Raw genomic sequence first — 22,918 nt, 5'->3', positions numbered from 1 at the left:
AGGGGGCCGTGATGGGGATCGAGCTGCCGGCCGAGTTGGCCGAGGTCGCCGCCAAAGCCGGGGTGTCGTGGCCCCAGGCCGACGAGGACAAGCTGCGCGCGTCCGCCACCGCGTGGCGCGAGGCGGGCGCGAAGCTGTCCACGTTGGCGGGCGAGTCCGACGGTGCCGCGGGCAAGGCGCTGACCGCGATGACCGGGTCGACCGGTGACGCGGCGCGCGGCCACTGGAACAAGTTCACCGCGCCGGACGGCACGCTGAACGCCGTGCTGCGCGGTTGCCACGCGGCGGCCGACCGGTTGGACCACGCGGCCGAGCAGGTCGGCGCGGCCAAGGTCGAGCTGGTGCGCGAGCTGGTGAACCTGGCGAAGAACAGCGACGCCGCGCAGCAGGCCGCGAACGCCGGGCACCCGACGGCGTTGCTGGGCCTGGACACGGCGTTGCGCGGCGCGGCGGCGAACGTCGCCCACCTGACCGACACGTTGACCAGCGCGGTGCGGTTGGACAGCGGCGTGCAGATCGGCGGCCACCAGCCACCGGTCGCCGCCAACCCCGGCGTGCACGCGCCCGACGCGGGCCCCGGTCAGGGCCCGGGTTCCGGTCAGCCCCAAGGCGGTTCGCCCGGCGGCGGCGGTCTGCTGGGTGGTGGTCTGCTGGGCGGGGGTCAGGGCGGTGGTCTGCTCGACGGGTTGCTGCCCGGCGGGTCCGAGGCCCCGGCCGGCGGTGGCGCCGCCGCTCCGGGCGCCCAACCGCCCGGCTTGGTGGAAACCCTGCTGCCCACGGGCTCCGGCGCGGCCCCGGGCAACGGCCAGGCGCCCGGTCTGGTCGGCGGCCTGGTCGGCGCGGTGACCGACACGGTGAACGCGGTGACCGAGCCGGTGGTCGACGTGGTGGAGACCGTCGCGCCGCCGCTGGCCGCCGTGGTGGAACCGGTGCTGGACACGGCGGGCGAGGTCGTCCAGGACGTCGGCGGCGCGGTGGACGACACGGTCGGCCGCACCGTCCAGGGCGCGGCGGAGACGGTCCAGAGCGTGGCCGAGACCGTGGTCCCCGGCCACGACAACGGGCCCGGCCGATCTGACAACGCGCCCGGCCAGGGCAACGGGCCCGGAAACGGACCCGGAAACGGACCCGGCAGCGGACCCGGCAACGGGGCCGGTCAGGGCAACGCGGTCGGCAACCTGCTCGGCAACGTGGTGAACCCCGTCCTCGGCGCCGCCGGACCGGTCGTGGACGCCGTGACGCGCCCGGAGGGCACGGTCAACCAGTCGTCGGCGGCGGTCCTGGACCGTCCGCTGCTCCCGCACGCCGAAGCGCCGCACGCGACGGCTCAGCCGGCGGCTCCGGCCGCGAACCAGGCCGGGCCGCAGGGACCGTCGTTCAGCGGACCGTCCGTCGGCGGCGGGCCCGCGGCGGCTCCGGCGGCGGCAGCGGCCGCGGCGGCGGCCGTCGCGCAGAACCCGGCCGCGAACGCCGCCGCGAACACCCAGGCGCCCGGCCAGCAGGCGGGTCAGCAGGCGGCGGCGAAGGCCGAAGCGCGCGCTGCCCAAGCCACCCAAGCCGCCCAACCCCAGCCCGGTCAGTCACCGGCGGGCCAGACTCCCGCGGGCCAGGGCCAGGGCCAGGGCCAGGGTTCGGGCCAGAGCCAGTCCGGCTCCGGTCAGGGTCAGGCAGGCCAGAACCAGAACCAGAACCAGGGCGCTCAGGCCAAGGGCGAAGCCGCCGCGAAGGCCGAGGGCCAGGCCAAGGCGGAGGTCCAGCCGAAGGGCGAGGGCCAGGCCAAGGGCGACAGCGCGGCCAAGACCGAGCTCAAGGACGTCCAGCAGGGCCTCAAGGACGCTCTGGCCGCCGTCGGCCAGCAGGTGAAGGACGGCGATCTCGCGTTCGCGATCGTCCCCGTCCCGCTCGGCGGTCGCGACACCACCGCGCCGCCGCTGCCGACCGGGGCCACGTCCGCGATCCTGCCGACCGAACCCGACGACACCCCGCCCGCGCCACCGGTCAAGGCCGCGGCGACCGCGCAGCCGACCACCGAAGCGGCGGCGTTGTTCCTGCTGCACATGTTCCCCGGCGGCACGCTCCCGCCGCCCAGCGCGAAGCCCGCGCGCCAGCTGCCGCCGCCGTCGGAGGACGAGACGTTCGCGGCGGGCCTGCGCTTCGAGCCGCAGGGCCACCCCGACGGCCACCTGGTCGACGCCTCCGCCCAGTTCGGCCTCGACCTGCGCGCGGTGAGCCAGGACGCGCTGCGGTCACGGCTCTCCGGCGTGGAGCCGACCGGTCCGGTGTCGACGGACCCGGTGCCCGCGGTCAACCGGCCGCGCCTGGCCCTCACGCCCGGCGTCGCGCCCGATCCCGTGCTGCTGGCGGGCTACGACCCGTTGGCGGGCATGCACGAACGCGACTGGGAGCGCCGGTTCCTGGTCCGCGCCGACCCGCCCGAGTACGCCTGGCCGCCCGGCGAGCTGTTCCCCGAGGGCGGCTACGAGGCGGGCCAGCCCGGCGTGCTCGCGGTCGGCGTCGAGCTCGACCGGTTCGGCGGGCCGGAGGGCCGGGTGCTGTCCCAGCTCGGCACGGCCTACGCCGAGCGCTCGCTGCCGCCCGCGCTGGTGGACGCGGGCTACCACCGCTACCGGGTGGCCAAGGTGCTGCCGGTGTGGTTCACCCTGTCCGCCGAGTGGTTCGGCCAGCCCGGCGGCGGCGCCCGCTTCCGCGCCACCTACCCGGTCGCCGACCTGGTCGCGCTGGGCTACCTGGAGGAGATGGCATGAACGCGGAGTCGATCCAGGGCTGGCTGCTGGCGGTCGGCGTGCCCGCCGAGGTCGTGTCGATCGGCGCGGAGGCCGACAACACGTGGTGCCTGCTGCCGACCGAGGAGGGCGTCGAGGTCTTCTGGCGCGAGCAGGGCAACCGGTACGACTGGGCCGCGTTCACCAGCGAGGACGTCGCCTGCCACTACCTGTTCGGCCGCCTGGTGTGGGCTCAGGTCGTGCGCGGCGCGGTCGGCGTGCTGCCCCAGGAGGCCAAGCCCGAGGAAGCCAAGCCCTTTGAGGAAGCCAAGCCCTCTGAGGACGCCAAGGCCGGAGGAGCCCAGCCGGAGGCCGCGCCTAGCGGGGCGTGAGGTCGGTCCGCCAGCTCACGCCGACCACGTCCTCGGCCTTCGGCACGGGCAGGAACAGCGCGAACGTCGCCGGCCGGGCGGTCGACAGCTCCAGCCGCCCGCCGTCGGCGTCCACCAGGGCGCGCGCCAACGCCAACCCCACGCCGGTGGACCCGCCGCCGGACACCCCGCGCTCGAAGATGTGGTGCGCCAACTCGTCCGGCACGCCCGCGCCGCCGTCGGCGACCTCCACGACCACCGTCCCGTCGTCACGGCGCGCGGAGACGACGACCTGGCCCTCGCCGTGCCGCAGCGCGTTGTCCAGCAGCACGCCGATCGCCTCACGCAGCCGCGCCGGCGTGGCACGTGCCAGCAGACCGTCCGGCACCCTCACCCGCAGCGCGCGCCCGGCCCGCCGCAGCGGCTCGCGCCACTCCTCGGCGATGGCGGTCAGCTCCGCGCCGAGGTCGAGCGGTTCCGCGCCCACCGCGCGGGCGGCCCGGGCCGCGGCCAGCATCTCGTTGAGCACCTCGGCCAGCCGTTCGGCCTGCTCCAACGCCGCCCGCGCCTCGGCCGCCATGTCCGGCTCCGGGTGCAGCGCCAACGCCTCCAGCCGCAGCTGCAACGCGGTCAGCCTGCTGCGCAGCTGGTGCGAGACGTCGCCGACCAGCTCCCGCTCCCGCTGCACGAGCTGCGCCAGCGCGCCCGCCGAGCGGTCGAGCGCCTCGGCCACCAGGTCCAGCTCCGGCACGCCGTGGCGCCGGTCGTCGCGCCGGAAGTCACCCGCGCCCAACCGGGCCGCGCGCGCCGCCACGTGCCGCAACGGCATGGCGAGCTTGCGGGCGGTCACCGTGGCCACCACCGTGCCGGTGCTCACCGACAGCACGACCAGCAGCACCACCAGCGCCGCCACCTGGTACTGCGCGGTGTGCATCGGCGCGGACGACACCTCCAGCCGCACCGTGCCCTGCTGCGCGATCGGCACCTCCACCGACAACGGGTCCGGTCCGGGGCGGCGGCCGAACTCGAGCACCCCGGAGGCCGACGTCACCACGAGGTGGCCGCCCTCCGGCACGCCGACCTCCACCGGTCCGAGGTCGATCTGCCGGCCGCTCGCGAGCTGGTCGTCGATGGACGCCGCGATCCGCTGCGCCCGCGCGGTCAGGTCGGTGCGGGCGCCGTCCTCCACCAGCCGCAGCGCCGTGTAGCCGAGGGGCAGGCCGAGGGCGAACCCGGTGACCGCGACGGCGAGCAGGATGGCCCGCAGGATCCGGCTGCGCATCAGTCGGCGGTGTTGAAGCGGAAACCCACGCCGCGCACGGTGGCGATGCGGCGCTCCACCGAGCGCACGTCGCCGAGCTTGCGGCGCAGCCACGACATGTGCATGTCGAGGGTCTTGCTGCTCTTGAGCTCCGGGTCGTTCCAGACCTCGGACAGGATCTCGTCGCGGTGCACCACCTGGCCCGCGCGCTGGATCAGCACGCGCAGGAGCTCGAACTCCTTGTTCGCCAGCTGCACCTCCAGCCCGTCCACGGTGACGCGCCGGGCGGCGAGGTCCATGCGCACGCCGTTGACCTCCAACGTGCCCGGCGCGCGCCGGCGCAGCAGCGCGCGGATGCGGGCCATCAGCTCGGCCAGCCGGAACGGCTTGGCCACGTAGTCGTCCGCGCCCGCGTCCAGGCCGACGACGAAGTCGACCTCGTCGGACCGCGCGGTGAGCATCAGCACGGGCAGGCCGCGACCGCCCGCGCGCAGCCGGCGGCACACCTCCAGCCCGTCCATCCCGGGCAGGCCGAGGTCGAGCACCAGCAGGTCGATGCCGCTGTGCGTGGCGGCGTCCAACGCGCCGGGGCCGTCGGTGACCACCTGCACCTGGTAGCCCTCCCGCTGTAACGCGCGGGACAGCGGTTCGGCGATCGCCGGGTCGTCCTCGGCCAACAAGACCACGCTCACGACTCCCAGCGTAGGCGTGGCACGATCCCGTGCGTGCCCGACCACCGCGCAGATCTGTCCCTGGCCCTCCGCCTCGCGGACGAGGCCGACAAGATCACCACCGCCCGGTTCCGCTCCCGCGACCTCGTGGTGGGGAGCAAACCCGACCGCACGCCGGTGACGGACGCCGACGTGGCGGTCGAGGACGCGATCCGCGCGGTGCTCGCGCTGGAGGCGCCGGACGACCAGGTCGCGGGCGAGGAACGCGGCGGCACGGCGGGCGACGGCCGGGCGTGGGTGGTCGACCCGATCGACGGCACCAAGAACTTCCTGCGCGGCGTGCCCGTGTGGGCGACGCTGATCGCGCTGGTCGTGGACGGCGCGCCGGTGGTCGGCGTGGTGAGCGCGCCCGCGCTGGGCCGTCGGTGGTGGGCCGCGGCGGGCGGCGGCGCGCACACGTCGGACGCTTCGGGCGTGCGCGAGATCTCCGTGTCGGCGGTGCGCGAGCTGTCCGACGCCTACCTGTCCACCACGCACCTGGGCACGTGGGTCGAGCACCACTCGCGCGAGGCGTACCTGGCGCTGGTCGACGCGTGCTGGGAGAACCGGGCGTTCGGCGACTTCTGGCAGCACTGCCTGGTCGCGGAGGGCGCGATCGACCTGGCCGCGGAGCCGATCGTGAACGCGTGGGACGTGGCGCCGTTCCAGGTGCTGGTCACGGAGGCAGGCGGCCGGTTCACCGACCTCGGCGGCGTGGCGCGGTTCGACGGGGGCAACGTGCTGACCAGCAACGGGCACCTGCACGACGCCGCGCTGGGAGTGCTGGCCGAAGGCCGCTGACCGCCGGTCAGGAGTGCCCGGGCGCCTGCTCGTCGTCCGGGCGGTCGTAGGCCCGCGTCACGCGGCGCGGCCGGAAGTCCGCCTCGGGGAAGACCCACTTCTTGTAGCCCCACCAGCGGAACACCATGGCGATCAGGGTGCCGATGACCTGCGCGCTGAGGAAGTCGGCGACCTCCTCGCCGAGCCTGCTCACGTGCGGCTCCTGCAGGTGCAGCAGGTACCGCGAGACCCACAGCGGCAGCGAGTTGAGCGCGATGCCGATGCCGTTGACGAGGAAGAACAGCGCCGCCTCGTGGCTTCGCTCACGTCCGCCCCTGGTCTTGAACGACCACTCGCGGTTGAGCACGTACGACACGATGGTCGCCACCAGCGTCGCCACGATCTTCGCGGTGACCGGGTTCTCGCTCAGCACGATCGTCTTGAGGCCGAAGAAGATGACCGTGTCGATCACGAAGCAGGTGCCGCCGACCACGGCGAACTTCAGCAGTTCCCGGTGCTTGAGGGCCAGGGAGCGCAGCGGTTCGGGCAGGCGGAGGACGACGTTCTCGACTACGGACACCCCGGCAGTCTACGGAAAGCGGGGTGAAAGGCCTGTTCAGGCGACTTCGCGGGATTCCGCCACGACGTGCAGCGGCTGGACCGACGGCCGCGCGTCGGCCTGGGGGAACACGAACTTCCGCATCGCCCAGAACTTGAAACCCGTGGCCAGGAGCATGCCGATCACCGAGCCGGCGGCGAAGTCGGCGACCTCCGAGTGCAGGTCGAACACGTGCCGCGAGACGTACAGCGGCAGCAGGTTGACGCCGATGCCGACGCCGCTGACCAGGAAGAAGAGCGCGGCCTCGTGGTGTCGCTCACGTCCGCCGCGGGTGTGGAACGACCACTCGCGGCTCAGCACGTAGGAGGAGATGACCGCCACCAGCACCGCGATGGCCTTCGCGGTGACGACCTTGTCCTCCAGGACGGTCAGCTTCAACGCGTACCAGACGCCGTTGTCGATCACGAAGGTCGTGCCGCCGACGACGGCGAACCGGATCAGCTCGCGGTGCTTGTTGATCAGGAAGCGGACCGGTTCCGGCAGGAGACCCAACACCCTGCGCACTAGTGGCAGCACCGGGGCAGGCTACCGACCCGCGTGATCGAACGATCACGAAGGGGTACGGCAGTGGCCGGGGAACGGGTCGTCCCAGCTCGGCGGCAACCACGGCGGCCTCGGTCGGCACGGTTCGCCGCGCGTGGGCGGCGGCGTGGTCGGGGTCGTGGTCGTCGGGGCGGTCGTCGGCTCCGTCGTGGTCGTGGTCGACGCGGGCGGTTCCGTGGTCGGTGCCGACGGGACGGTCGTCGTCGTCACCGGCGGTTCGGTGGTCGTCGGTGTGGTCGACCTGGTGGTGGTGGTGGTCGTCGTCGTGGGCGGCGTCGACTTGGTGGTGGTAGGTGCGGTGGTCCGCGTCGGCGTGCCGGCCGGCGGCTCGGGCTCGTGCGGTTGGCCCGGGCGCAGCGAGATCGGCACCTCGACCTGCTCGGCCGCCGTGCCGAGGGTCGCCGAGACCCGCACCACACCCTCGCGGTGCGGCGACCCGATCGCCCAGACGGCCAGCCGGAACGACTCGCCGCGCGCCAGCGGCACCTCGCACACCACCCGCTGGCGGGACCTGTCGCAGCCGGGCCACAGCGCGACCAGCGTGATGTGCCGGTCGGACTCGACGACCAGGCGCAGGTCGCCCGCCCGGCCGCCGGTGTTGGTGGCCTTGACGTCCAGCCGCGGGTCCCAGAACCCGTGCTGCCACCGGTGGACCAGCAGTTCCAGGTCGTCGTGCACCGGGCGCACCTCGACGTCGACCGCGATCGCCACGCTCAGCGAGCCGCCCGCGGTGACCGTGCCGGTGATCCGGCCGGTCGTCGCGTCCGGGTCGGCCTGCACCCGGACCACGAACGTCGCCGAGCCGCCGGGCGCGATGCCCTGCGCGGTGGCGCACGTCACCGTGCCGGTGCCGGCCGGGCAGGCCACGGTCTGGTCGACCGCGCCGTCGAGCCGGACGAGCCGCCCGCCCGCGAACGAGTCGGAGGGGCCGACGGACCGGATGCCCGGCGGCAGGTCGAGGGCGGCGCTCGCCGGCTCCGAGGCCGTCTCACCGGCGTTGCGCACGGTGATCGGCACGTCGACCGGGTCCTCGCCGGGCGTCAGCACGAACCCGCTCGGCACCACCGGCACCAGGTTCGGCGGCGTGGGCTCGGGTTCCGGCTCGGGCTGGGGTTCGGCGGGCGGTGTCGTCGTGGGCGGCGGGGTCGGGGCGGGCGCCGGTTCGGTCGTCGGCGCGGGTTCGGTCGTGGGCGAGGGCTCCGGCGACGGCACGACGGCAGGCGGCGGCACGGGTGGCGGCGGCTGGGTCGGTTGGGCCGGTTGCGTGGTGACCACCGGGGCGGCCTGCGCCGCGGGCACCTCCTGCTCGCCGCCGGAGGCCAGGCCGATCGCCACCGCGACCACCAGGGCGGCGGCCGAGACTCCGGCGACGAGGAACTGGCGCGGCGCGGACGCGACGGCGCCGGCCGCGCCACCCGTGCCCGCGGCGGCGACCGTGACGGCCTTGGCGGTGCCCGCGCCGGCCGCGGCGAGGTAGCCGGACGCGCCGAGGCCGAGCACCAGCGGCGCGATGATGCCGCGCAGCGCGCCGTTGACGTCGGCCAGCTCGGCGGCCAGCGCCCGGCAGGAGCCCGTGCACTCGTCCAGGTGAGCCTCGACCTGCGTGGTCTCCCGCTTGGACAGGCCGCCGCGCGTCCACGCGCCGAGCCGCTCCACAGTGGCACGGCAGCGCTCGGTCTGCGTCTCGGCCAGGTGCACCTGCAAATAGGCCTGCTTGAGGCCCTCGCGGGCCCGGTAGGCCAGCGCGGAGACGCCGTTGGCGGTCAGACCGAGCAGCGGCGCGATCTCGGCGGGCGACTGGCCCTCGATCTCGGTGTGCCACAGCACGGTCTGCCAGCGCTCGGGCAGCCGGGCGAACGCCTTGGCCGCCATCGACCGCTCCAGCCCGGCCACCGCGGTGTCCTTGAACGGCACGCTGGTCGCCTCGGGCGCGACCTCGGCCACGTCGTCGGCCAGCTCGAGCTTGCGGTCCCGGCGCGTCTTGTCGTAGGCGGTGTGGCGCAGCGCGGTGAGCAGGTAGGCGCGGAACGCCGAGTCGGGCCCGCGGCCCGCCCGCAGCGTGTCGAGGACCTTCGCGAAGGCGTCGGAGACCAGGTCGTCGGCCTCGGCGGAGGACCTGGAGAGCTGGCGGGCGAGGTTGTACGCGGCGGACACGTGGCGTTCGTAGAGCTGCCCGTAGGCCTCGATGTCCCCGGCGCGCACGGAGTCGATCAGCTCCGCATCGCTAGGTCCCTGGACTTCGGCAGGAACGGTCGCCACGTGTTCTTCCCTCCTCGCGCGGCGTCAGTGTGACCTACGGAGTCGCACACCGTCACCCAGAACCCCCCGACTGGGTGGACTTAATGCCGTCATGGCTGAGTGGCGGCGACGTCTCGTAGGCGAAACCGACGTCGAGGAGGCATCCGGGTGGATGTTCGGGAAGCGGTCGCACGGCGTGGCGGCGCCGAGGGGACGCGGGCACTGCGGTCGAGGTGGCGCACGGCCACGATGGCCGCCGGCTGGGCGTTCCCGGCGGACTGGCCGTTGGCCGAGGTGGACGGGGTGTGCCGGGCGGTGCTGGACCAGGAGGACGTGAGCACGGCGCTGTACCGGCTGGGTGCCGCGCGCGCCGAGGCGGGCGCCGGGCTGGCGGAGACGCTGCTCGACCTGGCGGCGCTGCACGCGGTGCTGGCGGAGCCGCCGGGGTCGACGGGCATCGTGTCGCCGGGGGTGGACGCGATCCCGTCGCCGATGCTGCGGTCCACCGCGCTGGGCTGGGGCGACGTGATGAGCAGGCGTGCGGCGGCCTGCGCCGCGGACAACCCGCTGACCGGCCTGGCCACGCCCGCCTACCTGCGCACGAGGCTGCGCGAGGTGTACGCGGAGGCGCGGGCCGTCGGCCGCCAGGACCACGTGCTGGTGTTCGTGGCGCTCGACCTGACCCGCACGTCCGGGTGGTCGCGCGTGGTGGCGATGACCCTGCTGGCCGACGCGCTGAAGGAGGTGTTCGACGGTGGCGAGACGGTGGCCTCGATCGGGTCGTCGGTGGCGTGCGTGCTGCTGCGCCGGGACCGGCACCTGCCGCGGGCCGTGCTCAACCTGCGGGTGCTCGCCGCGGACCGGCTGGCCGTCGACCCCCACGTCGCGCCGACCGGCCCGGTCGAGGTCTGGGTGGAGGAGTTGCCCCCGACCTGCGAGGACGCGGTGGCGTTGATCGCCGGTCTCGGCCACTGAGAGCCCGGGCGCCGAACCCCTGTCCGGCGTCCGACAACTGAAGACCCCCCTCCCCCGAAGGAGCCCGGCGCCTGGTTTCCCAGCGCGCCGGGCTCCTCGCTCTCAGGCCCCTTCGGGAGACATTCCCGGCCGATTCCGGTGCGGAACCCGCGGCGGGTGGTGGTCTCCCGGTGTCGAGGTCGGCGAATCGGGGACACCTGTCACCAATGGACCGGTGGGGTGAGCCGAGTGCCTTCGGCTATCGCTCGATGAGGTGCCACAACTGGTCGACCCGGTCCTCCTCGCACCTCGTGAGGACCAGCGCGTTGTAGGTGCCGTTGTGGGTGACGCAGAGATTGGTGCCCCTCAGTTCGACCTTCCAGACGCGCCAATTGTCACGGGGAGAGAGATCCCACTCCTGATTCGGGTAGGCGCCGCAGTCCCGGCCCGCCAACGTACCCTCGATCGAGGTCACGCACCATCCGTACTGCTTGTTCCTGATGGTGCCGTCACCGGGCCAATACCATTGCTGGTTGTCCCCGCCGTGGCGCGGGTGGGCGATGACCGGGTAGTCGGGGTTCCAGGCCCAGTTGGTCTGGTCCCATACGTCGTCGGTCACGGTATCGCTCTGGATCTCGTAGAACGTCTGTTGCGCGTCGGGCTGGGCCGCGTTGGAGAGCGGCGCGACGAGCAACGCCGAGACGGTCGCGACAAAGGTGACGAGGAGTCGTGCGAATTTCATTCGCTTTCCTTTCGGTACCGGGTTTCGTGCACGCTCCAGTAAAAGGGCCGGACCGGATTCCCGAGCGGCGGGAACAACCATCGTGGCGATAAACGACCCGGCCGGTCGGGGCGGGCGTTGCGCGGTCACGGACGCGGGACGGGCCGACACCCCACCGTGCGCGGCGGGGTGGGTCCACGGGTGACCCGCTTGACAACCTCGGGGCGTTCCGCAACCGTGTGTCAGTGTCTTAGTCGAGTGACACAATTTGGAGGCGCCGGGTGGAGTTCCGCATCGACCGGTCCAGCGGCCTCCCCGCGTACCTCCAGCTCGTGCGCCAGGTCCGGGAGGCGCTGCGCCTGGGCTGGCTAGGGCCGGGAGACCGGCTGCCGACCGTCCGCGACGTCGTCGCGAGGAGTGGTGTGAACGCGAACACGGTGCTCAAGGCCTATCGCGAACTGGAACTGTCCGGCCTGGTCGAGGCACGCCAGGGCTCGGGCACGTTCGTCAAAGCCGGGCTCGGCTCGACCGACCCGCGGGTGATGGACGCGCTGAGAGCGCGGCTCGCCGTGTGGGTCCGCGAGGCGCGCGAGGCGGGGTTGGACGCGGAGGACATCGACGCGCTGGTGCGCTCGGTCCTCGTCGCCGACGAGGGCGGCGAGCAGCAAACGGCAGGGGAGGGGGTGGCGGTCCCGTGAGCACCGGGGTGGAGACCGCCGACGCGGCCGCGGTCGCGGTCCGGGCGCGGTCGCTGGGCAAGCGCTACCGTGCGAAGTGGGCGTTGCGAGAGTGCACGTTCGAGCTGCCCGCGGGTCGCGTGGCGGCGCTGGTCGGCGCGAACGGCGCCGGCAAGACGACGTTGATGACCGTCCTGGCCGGACTCCTCGACGCCGACGAGGGGTCGGCGGGCGCGGTGGGCCGGGTGGCGTTCGTGTCGCAGGAGAAGCCGGTCTACCGGAACTTCTCGGCGGCCGACGTGCTGCGCCTCGGCGCGCGGCTCAACGTCGTCTGGGACGAGGCGCGCGCCCGTCGCTGGCTGGAGCGCTTCGAGATCCCGTTGGACCGGGCGTGCGGCAAGCTGTCCGGCGGCCAGCAGGCCCAGGTGGCGTTCGCGCTGGCCATCGGCTCGCGGCCGGACGTGCTCATGCTGGACGAGCCGCTGGCCAACCTCGACCCGCTGGCCCGCCGCGAGGTGACCGCCGAGCTGCTGGGCGAGGTCGAGCAGACCGGCATGACCGTGCTGCTGTCCACGCACGTCGTGGCCGAGCTGTCCGGCGTCGCCGACTACCTGCTGCTGCTCGCGCACGGCCGGCTGCTGGCGGGGGGTGACCTGGACGAGCTGCTCGGCAGGCACGTCAGCTACACCGGGCCGCGCTCGGACGTGCCGCCCGCGTTGGGCGGGATCGTGGAGGCGCGGCACACCGCCCGCCAGTCGACGTTCCTGGTCGAGCTGCCGGAGGGGCAGCCGCGGCCGGTGGTGGCGGGCCCGTGGGTCGAGCGCGCGCCGACGTTGGAGGACTACGTGCTCGCGCAGCTCGAAGCCACTCGGAAGGGGGCCCGCGCATGACCACCACGACGGACACCACGTCGGTGACCAAGCGTGCCGGCGTCGGGTGGGCGGACCTGGCGTGGCTGACGTGGCGGCAGCACCGGTGGGCGATCGCCGGCGTGGTCGTCGTCGCCGGCGCGGCCATCGCGCTGGCGCTCCTCCTCGCGTGGCGGGTCGAGGCCACCGGCGACGCACGGGGGCTGTTCGGCCGCTGGCGCTTCATCAGCGTGGGCAGCGTGGTGATGCTGGCGCCGATGGTGACCGGCCTGGCCGTCGCGGTGTTCTGGGCGGCGCCGGTGCTGGCGCGCGAGTACGAGCAGCGCACGCACCTCGTCGTGTGGAGCCAGGACATCACCCCGACCCGCTGGCTGGCGGGCAAGGCGGTGCTGCTCGGCGTGCCCGCGGTGGCCCTCGCCGTCGTGGTCGGCCTGGCGTCGAGGACGCTGATCGACAGCATCAACGCCACGACCGACCGGCCGATCTTCCCGCCGTTCACGATGCCGGCGTTCGAGGCGGCGCCGCTGGTCCAGGCCGGGTTCGCGGCGTTCGGCTTCGCGCTCGGGCTGGCGCTCGGCGCGGTCACCCGGCGCACGGTGATGTCGATGGGCCTCGCCCTCGGCGTGTTCGTCGCGGTGCGCGGCGTCGTGGCGGGCCTGTGGCGGCCGAACTTCCAGGAGCCGTTGCTCAAGGTGGAGCGGTACGACGCCTACGAGCGGTCGTGGGACGGGCCGGGCGACGGTTCGTGGACGGTGGCGAGCGGGTTCTCGGACGCGGCGGGCAACGAGGTCGCGTACCCCTCGGCGTGCTCGAACGTCCACGACAGCGACGCCTACACGAAGTGCATGAACGACAACAACGTGCTGTTCTTCACCGAGTACCACCCGGCGGAGCGGCTCGTGCCGTTCCAGCTGTTCGAGTCCGCGATCTTCCTCGTGCTCGCCGCGGGCCTGCTCGCGCTGGCCTTCGTGCGGGTGCGCCGCGCCAGTCGGGTCTGACCGGGGACCGGGTTCGCCGCCTTCACACCGCGGCGGCCCTGCCGTGGGGGTCCCGCGCGCGTCACCGACCGCGCGGGGCTTCCGCACCCGGTCCGGAGCACCCTGTTTGTGCACGTAGAATCACGAAACCGTGGACTCCCGAACCCGCCTCCCCGTCGTCGGCATGATCGGCGGCGGCCAGCTCGCCCGCATGACGCACCAGGCCGCCATCCCGCTCGGCCAGTCGCTGCGGGTGCTCGCCGAGTCGGACTCCGACCCCGCCGCGCTCGTCGCGCGCGACGTGGAGCTGGGCAAGCACACCGACCTGGACGCGTTGCGCGCGTTCGCCAAGTCGTGCGACGTCGTCACGTTCGACCACGAGCACGTGCCGCAGGAGCACCTGCACGCGCTGGTCGCCGACGGCGTGAAGGTGTTCCCCGGGCCCGACGCCCTGGTGCACGCGCAGGACAAGCTGGTCATGCGGGAGCGGCTGTCGGCGATGGGCGCGCCCGTGCCGCCGTTCGCCGCGGTGCTGGACGCGTCCGACGTGCTCAAGTTCGGCGCTCGGCACGGCTGGCCGTGCGTGCTGAAGGCCGTGCGCGGCGGCTACGACGGCCGCGGGGTGTGGATGCTCAACACGCCGCAGAGCGCGCAGCGGGTCGTGCCCGAGCTGTTGGCCGCCGGCACGCCGTTGATGGTCGAGCAGTGCGTGCCCATGCACCGGGAGCTGGCCGCGCTGGTCGCGCGCTCGCCGTTCGGCCAGGGCGCGGTGTGGCCGCTGGTGCAGACCGTGCAGCAGGAGGGCATCTGCGTCGAGGTGCTGGCGCCCGCGCCCGAGGTGGACCCCGCGCTCGCCGAGCAGTCGCAGGAGCTGGCGCTGCGGATCGCCGCCGAGCTGGGCGTGGTCGGGCTGCTGGCCGTGGAGCTGTTCGAGACCGCCGACGGGCTGGTCGTCAACGAGCTCGCCATGCGCCCGCACAACTCCGGCCACTGGACCATCGAGGGCGCCCGGACCTCGCAGTTCGAGCAGCACCTGCGCGCCGTGCTGGACTACCCGCTCGGCGCGACGGACCTCGCCGCGCCCGCCGTCGTGATGGCGAACGTCCTCGGCGCGGCGGACTCGCCCGAGATGGGGCCGGACGAGCGGTTGCACCACCTGTTCGCCCGGTTCCCCGACGCGCACGTGCACCTGTACGGCAAGGCGGAGCGGCCGGGGCGCAAGATCGGTCACGTGACGCTGCTCGGCGAGCGGATGGACGAGGTGCGGCAGCGGGCGAGGCTCGCGGCGCACTGGCTGTCCGACGGTGCGTGGCTGGACGGGTACGACATCCACGGAGGACAGCAGTGACGCACGTCGGCGTGATCATGGGCAGCGACTCGGACTGGCCGGTGATGAAGGGCGCGGCCGAGGCGCTGGCGGAGTTCGACGTCGCCTACGAGGTGGGCGTGTACTCGGCGCACCGCACGCCGCAGCGGATGCTGGACTACGCCACCACGGCCGCGTCCCGGGGGTTGCGGGTGATCATCGCGGGCGCCGGCGGGGCCGCGCACCTGCCGGGGATGGTGGCCTCGGCGACCGCGCTGCCGGTGATCGGCGTGCCGGTGCCGTTGAAGTACCTGGACGGGATGGACTCGCTGCTGTCGATCGTCCAGATGCCGGCGGGCGTGCCGGTGGCCACGGTGTCCGTGGGCGGCGCGCGCAACGCCGGGCTGCTGGCCGTGCGGATCCTGGCGGCGGCGGACGAGGAGCTGCGGAAGCGGATGGAGGCGTTCCAGGCGTCGCTGTCGGAGTTGGTGCTGGCGAAGGACGCCGCGCTGCGGGCTGTTGCGGACGGCACAGCGGCGAATTGAGTGAACGCGCGCTAACATCCCGGTAGGACGCCCTACCGGGAGGTAACTTAACGTGGACCCGAGCTTCGGTACCTATCAGCTCGCCGAAGAGCACGAGGCGCTGCGCGAGGCGGTCCGGTCGCTGGCCGACAAGGAGATCGCGCCGCACGCGGCGGACGTGGACGAGCAGGAGCGCTTCCCGGTCGAGGCGTTGAACGCGCTGGTCAAGTCCGGTTTCGCGGCCGTGCACGTGCCCGAGGAGTACGACGGCCAAGGCGCCGACTCGGTGGCGACGTGCATCGTGATCGAGGAGGTGGCGCGCGTGTGCGCGTCGTCGTCCCTGATCCCGGCGGTGAACAAGCTGGGCACGATGCCGATCCTGCTGTCGGCGTCGGAGGAGTTGAAGCGGCAGGTGCTGCCGTCCATCGCGTCGGGCGAGGCGATGGCGTCGTACGCGCTGTCCGAGCGGGAGGCGGGCTCCGACACGGCGTCGATGCGCACGCGGGCCAGGCTGGACGGCGACCACTGGGTGTTGAACGGCACGAAGTGCTGGATCACGAACGCCGGTGAGTCGACGTGGTACACGGTCATGGCCGTGACGGACCCGAACGCGCCGAAGAAGTCGCAGGGCATCTCGGCGTTCGTCGTGCACAAGGACGACCCGGGTTTCGTCGTGGGTTCGAAGGAGCGCAAGCTCGGCATCAAGGGCTCGCCGACCCGTGAGATCCACTTCGAGAACTGCACGATCCCGGCGGACCGCGTCATCGGCGAACCGGGCACCGGCCTGAAGACCGCGCTGCGGACGCTGGACCACACGCGTCCGACCATCGGTGCGCAGGCGGTGGGCATCGCGCAGGGCGCCCTGGAAGCCGCCGTGGCCTACGTGAAGGACCGCAAGCAGTTCGGCAAGTCGATCTCCGAGTTCCAGGGCGTGCAGTTCATGCTGGCCGACATGGCGATGAAGATCGAGGCCGCCCGGCACATGGTCTACGTGGCCGCGGCGAAGGCCGAGCGGGGTGAGCCGAACATCGGCTTCATCACGGCGGCGGCCAAGTGCTTCGCGTCGGACGTGGCGATGGAGGTCACGACGGACGCCGTGCAGCTGTTCGGGGGCGCGGGCTACACGCGCGACTTCCCGGTGGAGCGCATGATGCGTGACGCGAAGATCACCCAGATCTACGAGGGCACGAACCAGATCCAGCGGGTCGTGATGTCGCGCTCGCTGCTCAACGGCTAGTCCGCCCGGCACGCCGGCCCGACGGCGGCCTGATCTTCGCCGATCAGGCCGCCTTTGTCTTGTCTACGGACATCCGCACGCTCCTCGGTGGATTATCACCGTTGGTAGCGTCGCATTACTCTGATGGTCGAGTGTGTTCGGTGTGGCCTGCCCTTAGCGTTGCGTCCCGGTTCGACGAATCGAGCCGCAGGTAATGGAAAAAGGGGAGCAGGCCTCATGAAGAGCATCAAGACCGCGGTCGCCGCACTCGCGCTGGGCGCCGGTCTCACCGTGTCCGGCGGTGTCGCGACGGCCGCTCCGGTCGAGGCCACGGGCGGTGACGTCGGTGTCCAGTGCACCCGGCAGTACGTGCTGACCAGCAATGCGACGCTCCGTCACTCGCCCGGGGGATCCGTCAAGGCGTACGCGTTCGTCGGGGACAAGTTCAACGTGCCCAACCCGTCGGGCAATTGGTACTACGGCAACCTCTACGACCAGTACAACACCCACTTCGGTGATGGTTACATCCTCGCTTCGGCGCTCGCCTACACCGGTATCTGCTTCTGATCGGTGAATTGATCGGGTTCCCTCTCACGGGTTCCAGAACTTCGTGTCCCCCAACGGCGTGTACGCGTCCTCCGGGCCCTGCGGGTGGCGGCCGAAGGACACGTACACGTCGCCGTACCCGGTCGGCACCGAGAACTGCTCCGCCTGGTCCAGCTCCTCCTCGCAGTAGCGGTGGAGGAGGGTGAAGAAGGTTCGGTACTCGTCGTCCGACAGCGGTCCCATGGGGTGAGGCTAAGGGCTGGTCAGGGCGGTTGCGGGGGTTGGGTCGGTCGGAACGGCACGGGTTCCGGCGGCCAGGTCCGGCAGGCTCCGCTGGTCCCGGCGCAGGACCGGGATGACGAACGTGCCCAGGACGAAGAACGCCAGGACGGTCAGGTCCACGGCGAACGGCCACGGGGTCGGGGCCAGGGTGGTGTAGGTGATCAGGCCCGTGACGCCCAGGAGCTCCCGCAGGGCGATCCGGAACGGGTTCGCGCGGTCGCCGTCGGCACGGCGGAGTCGGTGGCGCAGCAGCCAGCCGCCCGGCGTCCGGCCGGTGACCGACGGCAGGACGACGCGGATCACGACCGTCAGCGCCAGCAGCCACCAGCGGTTGTCGTCGAAGATCAGGTGGGTGACGACGATCAGGATCACCACGTCTACCGCCAGCGCCATCAGGCGACGCGGCACGGTCACCGTGCGAGGTGGGGCCGTCGACGCGTCCGGGTGCGGCACGGCGGGGACGACCAGCGCGACCGGGGCGAGCATCCAGCCGAGCAGCGCACCGGTGGTGTTCGAGATCAGGTCGTCGACGTCCGCCACGCGGTACGGGCACGGGTACGCGCCCAGGTTCCCCGTGTACTGCACGACCTCGACGGCGAGCGAGATCCCCAGCCCGATCACGACCACGGTGACCGCGCCCCGGCCGTAGGACTTCCGCAGCACCACGCCCAGCGGCACGAACAGCGCGACGTTGAACGCCTGCTGGACGAACGCGCTCGACGTGACGACGGCGCCCACCCCGGAACGCCCGTTCGCCGCCAGGTTGTGGCGCATGTCCGTCACCCACTGGAACGGCGTGGTGGACAGCATCGCCTCGCCGTCGCACACCAGCGCCGACGGGAACGGCAGGAAGATCAGCGCCAACGCCACCAGCCCGTAGGCCAGCAGCCCGTACAGGACCACCGCCCGCCGCGGCTCCACCCGCCCGAACCGGTAGTAGTGCAACGCGATCAACGGCAGCAGGACGAGCACGCCGACGCCGACGAACGCCGCGAACCCCGTCCGAACCGACTCCAGGTACGAACTCAGCATCTCCACCGATCCGGTCCACCGATCCCGCGACGTAGGTCAACCGCTCTGTAACCCCGATCGCGTGAACCCCAAACCCGATCGGCTCACGTTGCCGCCGAACGGACGTGCCGGGTCAGCCCGTCGACGTCAGGTAGGCCGCCAGCCGCTCGTAGCTGGTCTCGGCGCCGTCCTTCATCCCGGTCTCCAGGGCCCGGTCCCGGTCGGCCCGCGACGGGAACTCCATCGTCTGCACGACCGTCGTGCGGTCACCGTCCGCGATGAACCGGGTGGTGTTCACCGTCGAGGGCCACTCCGGACCCCACGACTCGGTCTGCACCGTCTTCGACCAGGGCGTGACCTCCCGGTACTCGCCGGTCATCGCCATCTCGCTGCCGTCGGCCCGCTGCCACACCATGTGCCACCGCCCGCCCGGCCGCAGGTCGATCTCGCAGACGGGCATCGTCCAGCCCTCGGGCCCGAGCATCCAGTGCACGACGTGCTCCGGCTTGGTGAACGCCTCGAACACCAGCTTCTGCGGCGCGTCGAACGTCCTGGTCATGGCCACCTCCACCGCGGACGGCGTGGTCCACGAAACGGTGGTGTCAGTCGTCATCGTCCTGCTCCTTCATGCGTTCGAGGTAGCCGTCCAGGCGGCGGTAGCTGTCGTCCCAGAACCGGCGGAAGCCGTCGGCCCACTCGCTGACCTCGCGCAACGGCGTCGCGTCGAGCGCGCACGGCCGCCACTGCGCATCACGACCCCGCGTGATGAGCCCCGCCCGTTCCAGCACGCGCAGGTGCTTGGACACCGCCGGCCCGCTCATCGCGAACGGCTCGGACAGCTCCTTCACAGTCGCCGCGCCGTCCGCGAGCCGCGCCAGGATGGCCCGCCGCGTCGGGTCGGCCAGGGCCGCGAAGGTGGTGCTCAGGGGATCGTCCGCCATGGCTACCTAACCACTCGGTTATCTAACTGACTGGTTTTCTACGCCCCTGTCGAGTCGCTGTCAACCTCGCCCGCGGGCCGGGAAGTGGTTGAAACTTCATATAACTTCGAGGGTGTTCGACAGTCGACGTGAAGGGGAAACGCAATGCTCAAGGACGTGGCAGCGCTCATCGGCCGCATCGGCGTGGGAGTGGTCTTCATCGCCCACGGCTGGCAGAAGGTCACCGAGTGGGGTCTCGACGGCACCGCCACCGCCTTCGCGGGCATGGGCGTGCCGCTGCCGACGCTGTCCGCCTGGTTCGCCGCGATCGTCGAACTCGTCGGCGGCGCGCTGCTGGTCCTGGGCGTGGCGATGCCCGTGGTCGGCGTGCTGCTGGCGCTGAACATGCTCGGCGCGCTGGTCCTCGTGCACCTGCCGAACGGGCTGCTCGGCCAGGGCGGCTACGAGCTGGTCCTCGTGCTCGCCGTGGCCGCGATCGCGGTGGGGTTCAACGGCGGGTCGCTGTCCGTCGCCCGGTTGGCGAAGGGGCGCAAGGCCGAACAACCCGCCTGACGTTCAGCCGACCAGGTCCAGGGTCGTCTGCTCGCTGGCGCGGCGTGCGGCCAGCAGGTCCGGTGCGGCGTTGCTGCACTGCACCAGCGAACCGCCGCCCGCCAGCACGGCCAGGAAACCGTTCAGCAGGCCGTCCGGCAGGCCCCACTCCACAGTGGACAGCACGCGGGACGTCGTGGTGATGCCCAACGTCGCCGCCCGCTGGTGCGCCTCCTCCACAACCTCGTCCACAGTGGACTTCAGCAGGGCGGGCGTGGTGCCGGGGATCGGCTCCCAGGGTGCGAAGTCGTCGCCGAACACGCGCACGTCGTCGTTGTAGTCCACGGGCGCGCCGCTGCCCAACCCCATGGGGTGCAACGACGCCACGGCCGTGACCACGGCTCCGGGCGCCTCGACGCCGGGCGCCACGACGGCCACCTTCGCGCCCGCCGGGTCGTCGGTGACCGCCGCGCCGCACCACCACGCGCCCAGCAGCACGCCGGCCGTCTGCCAGTGCGCGGGCAGCAGCACGGCCACCGGGTCGCCGGGCTCGACGTCGTGCTCGTCACGGAGCCAGTTCGCCGTCTTGGCCGCCCAGTTCCGGATGGTGGCGCGCGACAGCTCCACCCGCGTGCCCGCCGCGTCGTCGTAGTGCGTGATCAGGGGACGGCCGGGATTCGCCGCGAACAGGGGCGCGAACAGGGCATCCGTGACGGTCATGCGCCAACCTTGCCACGCCCCGCCACCCCCGCGCCCATCGCCCCGAGCACCGGGTCAGTCGGCGGTCAGGACGCGGAGGGCGTTGGCGGTGACGATGCCGCGCCACTCCAGCGCGGCGGCCGGGCCCGGTGGCCGCCAGGTCACCGGCCAGCCGCCGTCCTCGCACTGGGCGGCGGCGAGCGCGGTCAGGTGGGCGGTGATCGCGTCGGCCGGGAAGAGGGCGCGCAGCGGGTCGGTCGGCAGCGGCGCGAAGTCCAACGGGGTCAGGCCGTAGCCCTCGCCGGGGTAGAGGTGGAACAGGCTCAGATCCTCGACCGACAGCCCGTGCCGACCGGCCCACTCCCGGTCCGGGGTGGTCGCCAGGAAGTGCAGCACGTTGACCGCCGTGTGCGCGTCGACGTCGCCGGACAGCGCCTCGATCCGCACGCGGCAGAACTCGTCGGCGGAGTCGACCCACGCGGCGGACACGCCGGCCTTGCGCAGCCCCGCGACGATGCCCGCCGTCGGGTTGAGGCCGACCGGGAACCGGCCGTCGCCCCAGTGCTCGGCGCGGGCGTGATCGGCGATGTCGGGCAGCACGATCGGCAGCCCGCCCTCGGGGGAGGTCACCGAGTCGAGGTACGGCACCAGGCTCCCGGCGAACCCGGCGACCTTCTCCCGCACCACGGCGTCGGCCGCGGCGGGCGAGTCCAGCACCTGCCCGAGCACGCCGAGCGCGAAGTCGACGGCCAGCGGCTGGCTGTGCGGCGCGCGGACGTCCGGTTCCAGCGCGTGGCCCAGCCCGCCGTCTGCGTTGCGGTAGCCCGCCAGCGCGTCCACGACCGCGACCGCCGCGACCGGGTCGGGCCGGGACCACAGGAGGGCGAGCCGTCGTTCGAGCAGCCGGGCGTGCGTGTCCAGGAACGCGTGTGCGCGGGCGAGGTCCATGCCGACGATGCTGGCACCTGCGCCGCCCGCGGGTCTTGAACGAATCGGCCGTCAGCCGACGCAGGCCGGTCAGCCGACGCGGGCCGTCAGTCGACGCGGGCCGTCAGCCGACGCAGGCCGGTCAGTCGACGCGGGCCGTCAGTCGACGCGGGCCGTCAGCCGACGCAGGCCGGTCAGTCGACGCGGGCCGTCAGTCGACGCGGGCCGTCAGCCGACGCGGGCCGGTCAGTCGACGCAGACCGGGCCGGCCTGGACGACGCGGTGGCGGGGGCCGTCCAGGCTCACCAGGCGGTCGCCCGCGAGGCGCTGGGTGGGCGGAGCGCCGGCCGTGGTCGAAGTCCCGGTGGCCGGAGGGGCAGCCGAGGTCGGGGGCGGGGCCGGCGCGGGCGTCTTCTCGCCCAACAACTCCGCCACGAACGCCTTCACCTGCGCCGGGTCCACGGTCACGATGCTCTGGCCGCGGTCGTTGCGCGCGCCGACGCCGGTCACCGGGATGGTCGCGAACTCGACGTTCCCGCCGGCCAGCCCGCGCGCCTGACCGGCGAACTTCGCCAAATCCAGGGCCTCGTCCACCACGATCGACTTGTTCACCGCGTCCAGCAGCCCGGACAGCCGCGTCGGGTCCGCCAGCGTCCCCGCCGACAGCAGCTTCGACATCGCCGCCGACATGAACACCTGCTGCCGGGTGATCCGGCCCAGGTCGCCGTTCGGGATGCCCTTGCGCTGGCGCACGAACGCCAGCGCGTCCCCGCCCGAGATCGTCTGCACGCCCGCGCGGAAGTTCGCGCCCGAGTCCGGGTCCGACGTGCCCTGCTTCAGGCACACCTCCACGCCGCCGATCACCTCGGTGAGCAGGTAGAACCCGTAGAGGTTGATCTCCGCGTAGTGGTCGACCCGCACGCCGGTCAGCTCCTGCACCACCTGCACCAACGCCCGCCGCCCGGCCTGGTCGCCCGCCTTGGAGCGCTCGGTCAGGTCGGACATGCCCGACGCCGCCAGCCGCTCCATGGTGAAGAACTTGGTCAGCCCGTACGCCGAGTTGATCTTCTCCTCGCCGACCTCCGGGATCGGCACGTAGGTGTCCCGGGGGATGGACACGGCGTGCGCCTTGCTGCCGTCGTGCGGCACGCGCATCACGATGATCGTGTCCGTGTTGAGGGTGTCCGTCGCCTCCGTGCGCAGCTTCCGCAGCACGTGCTCCGGCAGCGGCACGCCCTGGGCGTCGGTGCGGCTGTCGCTGCCGACCAGCAGGATGTCGGTCGCGCCGTCGGCCGCGGGCGGCGCGTTCGGCACGTCCGACAGCGCGGTCAGCACGTCGGTCGTGTTCACGCTCTCCTGCACGCGCTGCAACGTCGACCAGCCGTACCCGGACGCCGCCAGCACGGCCGCGGACAGCAGCGCGACGAGCACGCGTCCCGCGATCACCGCAGCCCTCACCGGCGCTCCTCCTACGAATGGGTGTCCGACCAGG

At 72.9% G+C, this 22,918-nt stretch carries 24 protein-coding genes and 1 pseudogene; 12 read left to right on the top strand and 13 right to left on the bottom strand.

Going from position 1 to position 22,918, the window contains the following annotated elements; genetic code table 11:
• Positions 1-11: 11 nt before the first annotated feature.
• Complete coding sequence (locus tag AB0I91_RS35950) at positions 12-2,765, top strand: TNT domain-containing protein (RefSeq protein WP_499640897.1); 2,754 nt, start codon at positions 12-14, stop codon at positions 2,763-2,765.
• Positions 2,762-3,010, top strand: a pseudogene (locus AB0I91_RS35945) (hypothetical protein); the annotation flags it as partial. The gene AB0I91_RS35950 and the pseudogene AB0I91_RS35945, both read left to right, overlap by 4 nt.
• Before the next feature lie 91 nt (positions 3,011-3,101).
• Here the strand turns inward: AB0I91_RS35945 and AB0I91_RS35940 are convergent.
• Together AB0I91_RS35940 and AB0I91_RS35935 are read right to left on the bottom strand one after the other, a co-directional pair.
• A complete protein-coding gene (locus AB0I91_RS35940; protein WP_498780470.1) occupies positions 3,102-4,376 on the bottom strand; it encodes an ATP-binding protein in 1,275 nt (424 codons plus the stop codon).
• On the bottom strand, positions 4,376-5,041 hold the full coding sequence (locus AB0I91_RS35935) for a response regulator transcription factor (RefSeq protein ID WP_053718971.1): 666 nt from the start codon (positions 5,039-5,041) through the stop codon (positions 4,376-4,378). The genes AB0I91_RS35940 and AB0I91_RS35935 overlap by 1 nt, the downstream gene beginning before the upstream one ends.
• A gap of 39 nt (positions 5,042-5,080) precedes the next feature.
• On the opposite strand from AB0I91_RS35935, the gene hisN reads away from it, so the two are divergent.
• On the top strand, positions 5,081-5,866 hold the full coding sequence (gene hisN / locus AB0I91_RS35930) for a histidinol-phosphatase (RefSeq protein ID WP_499613238.1): 786 nt from the start codon (positions 5,081-5,083) through the stop codon (positions 5,864-5,866).
• A 7-nt stretch (positions 5,867-5,873) separates the two neighbouring features.
• Here the strand turns inward: hisN and AB0I91_RS35925 are convergent, their stop codons facing one another.
• From AB0I91_RS35925 to AB0I91_RS35915, 3 genes are read right to left on the bottom strand one after another with little or no spacing between them, the layout of a single operon-like run.
• Positions 5,874-6,425 carry a GtrA family protein gene (locus tag AB0I91_RS35925; RefSeq protein ID WP_498780467.1) on the bottom strand — a complete coding sequence of 184 codons (552 nt, stop codon included), beginning with the start codon at positions 6,423-6,425 and terminating at the stop codon, positions 5,874-5,876.
• Between the two features lie 36 nt (positions 6,426-6,461).
• Entirely contained in the window at positions 6,462-6,977 is a 516-nt protein-coding gene (locus tag AB0I91_RS35920) for a GtrA family protein (protein ID WP_498780579.1), read from the bottom strand.
• Between the two features lie 36 nt (positions 6,978-7,013).
• Complete coding sequence (locus AB0I91_RS35915) at positions 7,014-9,266, bottom strand: sigma-70 family RNA polymerase sigma factor (RefSeq protein WP_499640895.1); 2,253 nt, start codon at positions 9,264-9,266, stop codon at positions 7,014-7,016.
• Positions 9,267-9,413: 147 nt separating this feature from the next.
• On the opposite strand from AB0I91_RS35915, the gene AB0I91_RS35910 reads away from it, so the two are divergent.
• On the top strand, positions 9,414-10,220 hold the full coding sequence (locus AB0I91_RS35910; RefSeq protein ID WP_499640893.1) for a GGDEF domain-containing protein: 807 nt from the start codon (positions 9,414-9,416) through the stop codon (positions 10,218-10,220).
• A gap of 238 nt (positions 10,221-10,458) precedes the next feature.
• Here the strand turns inward: AB0I91_RS35910 and AB0I91_RS35905 are convergent, their stop codons facing one another.
• Positions 10,459-10,941 (bottom strand): ricin-type beta-trefoil lectin domain protein, encoded by a 483-nt coding sequence (locus AB0I91_RS35905; RefSeq protein WP_499640891.1) that lies wholly within the window; start codon positions 10,939-10,941, stop codon positions 10,459-10,461.
• A 260-nt stretch (positions 10,942-11,201) separates the two neighbouring features.
• Between AB0I91_RS35905 and AB0I91_RS35900 the strand changes: the two genes are divergently transcribed.
• From AB0I91_RS35900 to AB0I91_RS35870, 7 genes are all read left to right on the top strand, one after another.
• On the top strand, positions 11,202-11,618 hold the full coding sequence (locus AB0I91_RS35900; protein ID WP_499640889.1) for a GntR family transcriptional regulator: 417 nt from the start codon (positions 11,202-11,204) through the stop codon (positions 11,616-11,618).
• A complete protein-coding gene (locus tag AB0I91_RS35895) occupies positions 11,615-12,487 on the top strand; it encodes an ATP-binding cassette domain-containing protein (RefSeq protein ID WP_499640887.1) in 873 nt (290 codons plus the stop codon). The genes AB0I91_RS35900 and AB0I91_RS35895 overlap by 4 nt, the downstream gene beginning before the upstream one ends.
• A complete protein-coding gene (locus tag AB0I91_RS35890; RefSeq protein WP_498780455.1) occupies positions 12,484-13,464 on the top strand; it encodes an ABC-2 membrane transporter-related protein in 981 nt (326 codons plus the stop codon). Before AB0I91_RS35895 ends, AB0I91_RS35890 begins: the two co-directional genes overlap by 4 nt.
• A 130-nt stretch (positions 13,465-13,594) precedes the next feature.
• Positions 13,595-14,791, top strand: coding sequence for a 5-(carboxyamino)imidazole ribonucleotide synthase (locus AB0I91_RS35885; RefSeq protein ID WP_498780453.1), 1,197 nt, complete (start codon positions 13,595-13,597; stop codon positions 14,789-14,791).
• A 17-nt stretch (positions 14,792-14,808) separates the two neighbouring features.
• On the top strand, positions 14,809-15,294 hold the full coding sequence (purE, locus tag AB0I91_RS35880; protein ID WP_499613308.1) for a 5-(carboxyamino)imidazole ribonucleotide mutase: 486 nt from the start codon (positions 14,809-14,811) through the stop codon (positions 15,292-15,294).
• Between the two features lie 52 nt (positions 15,295-15,346).
• Positions 15,347-16,510 carry an acyl-CoA dehydrogenase gene (locus AB0I91_RS35875; RefSeq protein ID WP_498780451.1) on the top strand — a complete coding sequence of 388 codons (1,164 nt, stop codon included), beginning with the start codon at positions 15,347-15,349 and terminating at the stop codon, positions 16,508-16,510.
• 216 nt (positions 16,511-16,726) lie between these two features.
• Complete coding sequence (locus AB0I91_RS35870; RefSeq protein ID WP_498780450.1) at positions 16,727-17,056, top strand: hypothetical protein; 330 nt, start codon at positions 16,727-16,729, stop codon at positions 17,054-17,056.
• A gap of 24 nt (positions 17,057-17,080) precedes the next feature.
• Here the strand turns inward: AB0I91_RS35870 and AB0I91_RS35865 are convergent, their stop codons facing one another.
• The 4 genes from AB0I91_RS35865 to AB0I91_RS35850 form a co-directional block, all read right to left on the bottom strand.
• Positions 17,081-17,278, bottom strand: a complete 198-nt coding sequence (locus AB0I91_RS35865) for a hypothetical protein (RefSeq protein WP_498780448.1) — start codon at positions 17,276-17,278, stop codon at positions 17,081-17,083.
• A 9-nt stretch (positions 17,279-17,287) separates the two neighbouring features.
• On the bottom strand, positions 17,288-18,349 hold the full coding sequence (locus tag AB0I91_RS35860) for a VanZ family protein (protein ID WP_499640904.1): 1,062 nt from the start codon (positions 18,347-18,349) through the stop codon (positions 17,288-17,290).
• Positions 18,350-18,461: 112 nt separating this feature from the next.
• Positions 18,462-18,941 (bottom strand): SRPBCC family protein, encoded by a 480-nt coding sequence (locus AB0I91_RS35855; protein WP_499613253.1) that lies wholly within the window; start codon positions 18,939-18,941, stop codon positions 18,462-18,464.
• Positions 18,931-19,269 (bottom strand): ArsR/SmtB family transcription factor, encoded by a 339-nt coding sequence (locus AB0I91_RS35850; protein ID WP_498780444.1) that lies wholly within the window; start codon positions 19,267-19,269, stop codon positions 18,931-18,933. The genes AB0I91_RS35855 and AB0I91_RS35850 overlap by 11 nt, the downstream gene beginning before the upstream one ends.
• A 144-nt stretch (positions 19,270-19,413) precedes the next feature.
• Here AB0I91_RS35850 and AB0I91_RS35845 point away from each other — a divergent pair, with 144 nt between their 5' ends.
• Complete coding sequence (locus tag AB0I91_RS35845) at positions 19,414-19,821, top strand: DoxX family protein (protein WP_499640885.1); 408 nt, start codon at positions 19,414-19,416, stop codon at positions 19,819-19,821.
• 3 nt (positions 19,822-19,824) lie between these two features.
• On the opposite strand, the gene AB0I91_RS35840 is transcribed toward AB0I91_RS35845, so the two are convergent.
• The 3 genes from AB0I91_RS35840 to AB0I91_RS35830 form a co-directional block, all read right to left on the bottom strand.
• On the bottom strand, positions 19,825-20,520 hold the full coding sequence (locus AB0I91_RS35840; RefSeq protein ID WP_498780440.1) for a TIGR03089 family protein: 696 nt from the start codon (positions 20,518-20,520) through the stop codon (positions 19,825-19,827).
• A gap of 54 nt (positions 20,521-20,574) precedes the next feature.
• Positions 20,575-21,447, bottom strand: coding sequence for a hypothetical protein (locus AB0I91_RS35835; protein ID WP_498780439.1), 873 nt, complete (start codon positions 21,445-21,447; stop codon positions 20,575-20,577).
• A gap of 225 nt (positions 21,448-21,672) precedes the next feature.
• Entirely contained in the window at positions 21,673-22,884 is a 1,212-nt protein-coding gene (locus tag AB0I91_RS35830; RefSeq protein WP_498780438.1) for an LCP family protein, read from the bottom strand.
• Positions 22,885-22,918 lie beyond the last annotated feature (34 nt).

Origin of the sequence: Actinosynnema sp. NPDC049800 (genome assembly GCF_040656635.1) — a bacterium.
Lineage (GTDB): Bacteria > Actinomycetota > Actinomycetes > Mycobacteriales > Pseudonocardiaceae > Actinosynnema.
The sequence above is the reverse complement of the archived record's forward strand: the minus strand, read 5'-3'. Positions and strand labels throughout refer to the sequence as shown.

Excerpts from the sequence above, each read along its gene's own strand:
- AB0I91_RS35850 (WP_498780444.1), bottom strand. The coding sequence starts at position 19,269 with ATGGCGGACGATCCCCTGAGCACCACCTTCGCGGCCCTGGCCGACCCG.
- AB0I91_RS35905 (WP_499640891.1), bottom strand. The coding sequence starts at position 10,941 with ATGAAATTCGCACGACTCCTCGTCACCTTTGTCGCGACCGTCTCGGCG.
- AB0I91_RS35950 (WP_499640897.1), top strand. The coding sequence starts at position 12 with ATGGGGATCGAGCTGCCGGCCGAGTTGGCCGAGGTCGCCGCCAAAGCC.
- AB0I91_RS35940 (WP_498780470.1), bottom strand. The coding sequence starts at position 4,376 with ATGCGCAGCCGGATCCTGCGGGCCATCCTGCTCGCCGTCGCGGTCACC.
- AB0I91_RS35835 (WP_498780439.1), bottom strand. The coding sequence starts at position 21,447 with ATGGACCTCGCCCGCGCACACGCGTTCCTGGACACGCACGCCCGGCTG.
- AB0I91_RS35855 (WP_499613253.1), bottom strand. The coding sequence starts at position 18,941 with ATGACGACTGACACCACCGTTTCGTGGACCACGCCGTCCGCGGTGGAG.
- AB0I91_RS35865 (WP_498780448.1), bottom strand. The coding sequence starts at position 17,278 with ATGGGACCGCTGTCGGACGACGAGTACCGAACCTTCTTCACCCTCCTC.
- AB0I91_RS35890 (WP_498780455.1), top strand. The coding sequence starts at position 12,484 with ATGACCACCACGACGGACACCACGTCGGTGACCAAGCGTGCCGGCGTC.
- purE (WP_499613308.1), top strand. The coding sequence starts at position 14,809 with ATGGGCAGCGACTCGGACTGGCCGGTGATGAAGGGCGCGGCCGAGGCG.
- AB0I91_RS35870 (WP_498780450.1), top strand. The coding sequence starts at position 16,727 with ATGAAGAGCATCAAGACCGCGGTCGCCGCACTCGCGCTGGGCGCCGGT.
- AB0I91_RS35845 (WP_499640885.1), top strand. The coding sequence starts at position 19,414 with ATGCTCAAGGACGTGGCAGCGCTCATCGGCCGCATCGGCGTGGGAGTG.
- AB0I91_RS35860 (WP_499640904.1), bottom strand. The coding sequence starts at position 18,349 with ATGCTGAGTTCGTACCTGGAGTCGGTTCGGACGGGGTTCGCGGCGTTC.
- AB0I91_RS35840 (WP_498780440.1), bottom strand. The coding sequence starts at position 20,520 with ATGACCGTCACGGATGCCCTGTTCGCGCCCCTGTTCGCGGCGAATCCC.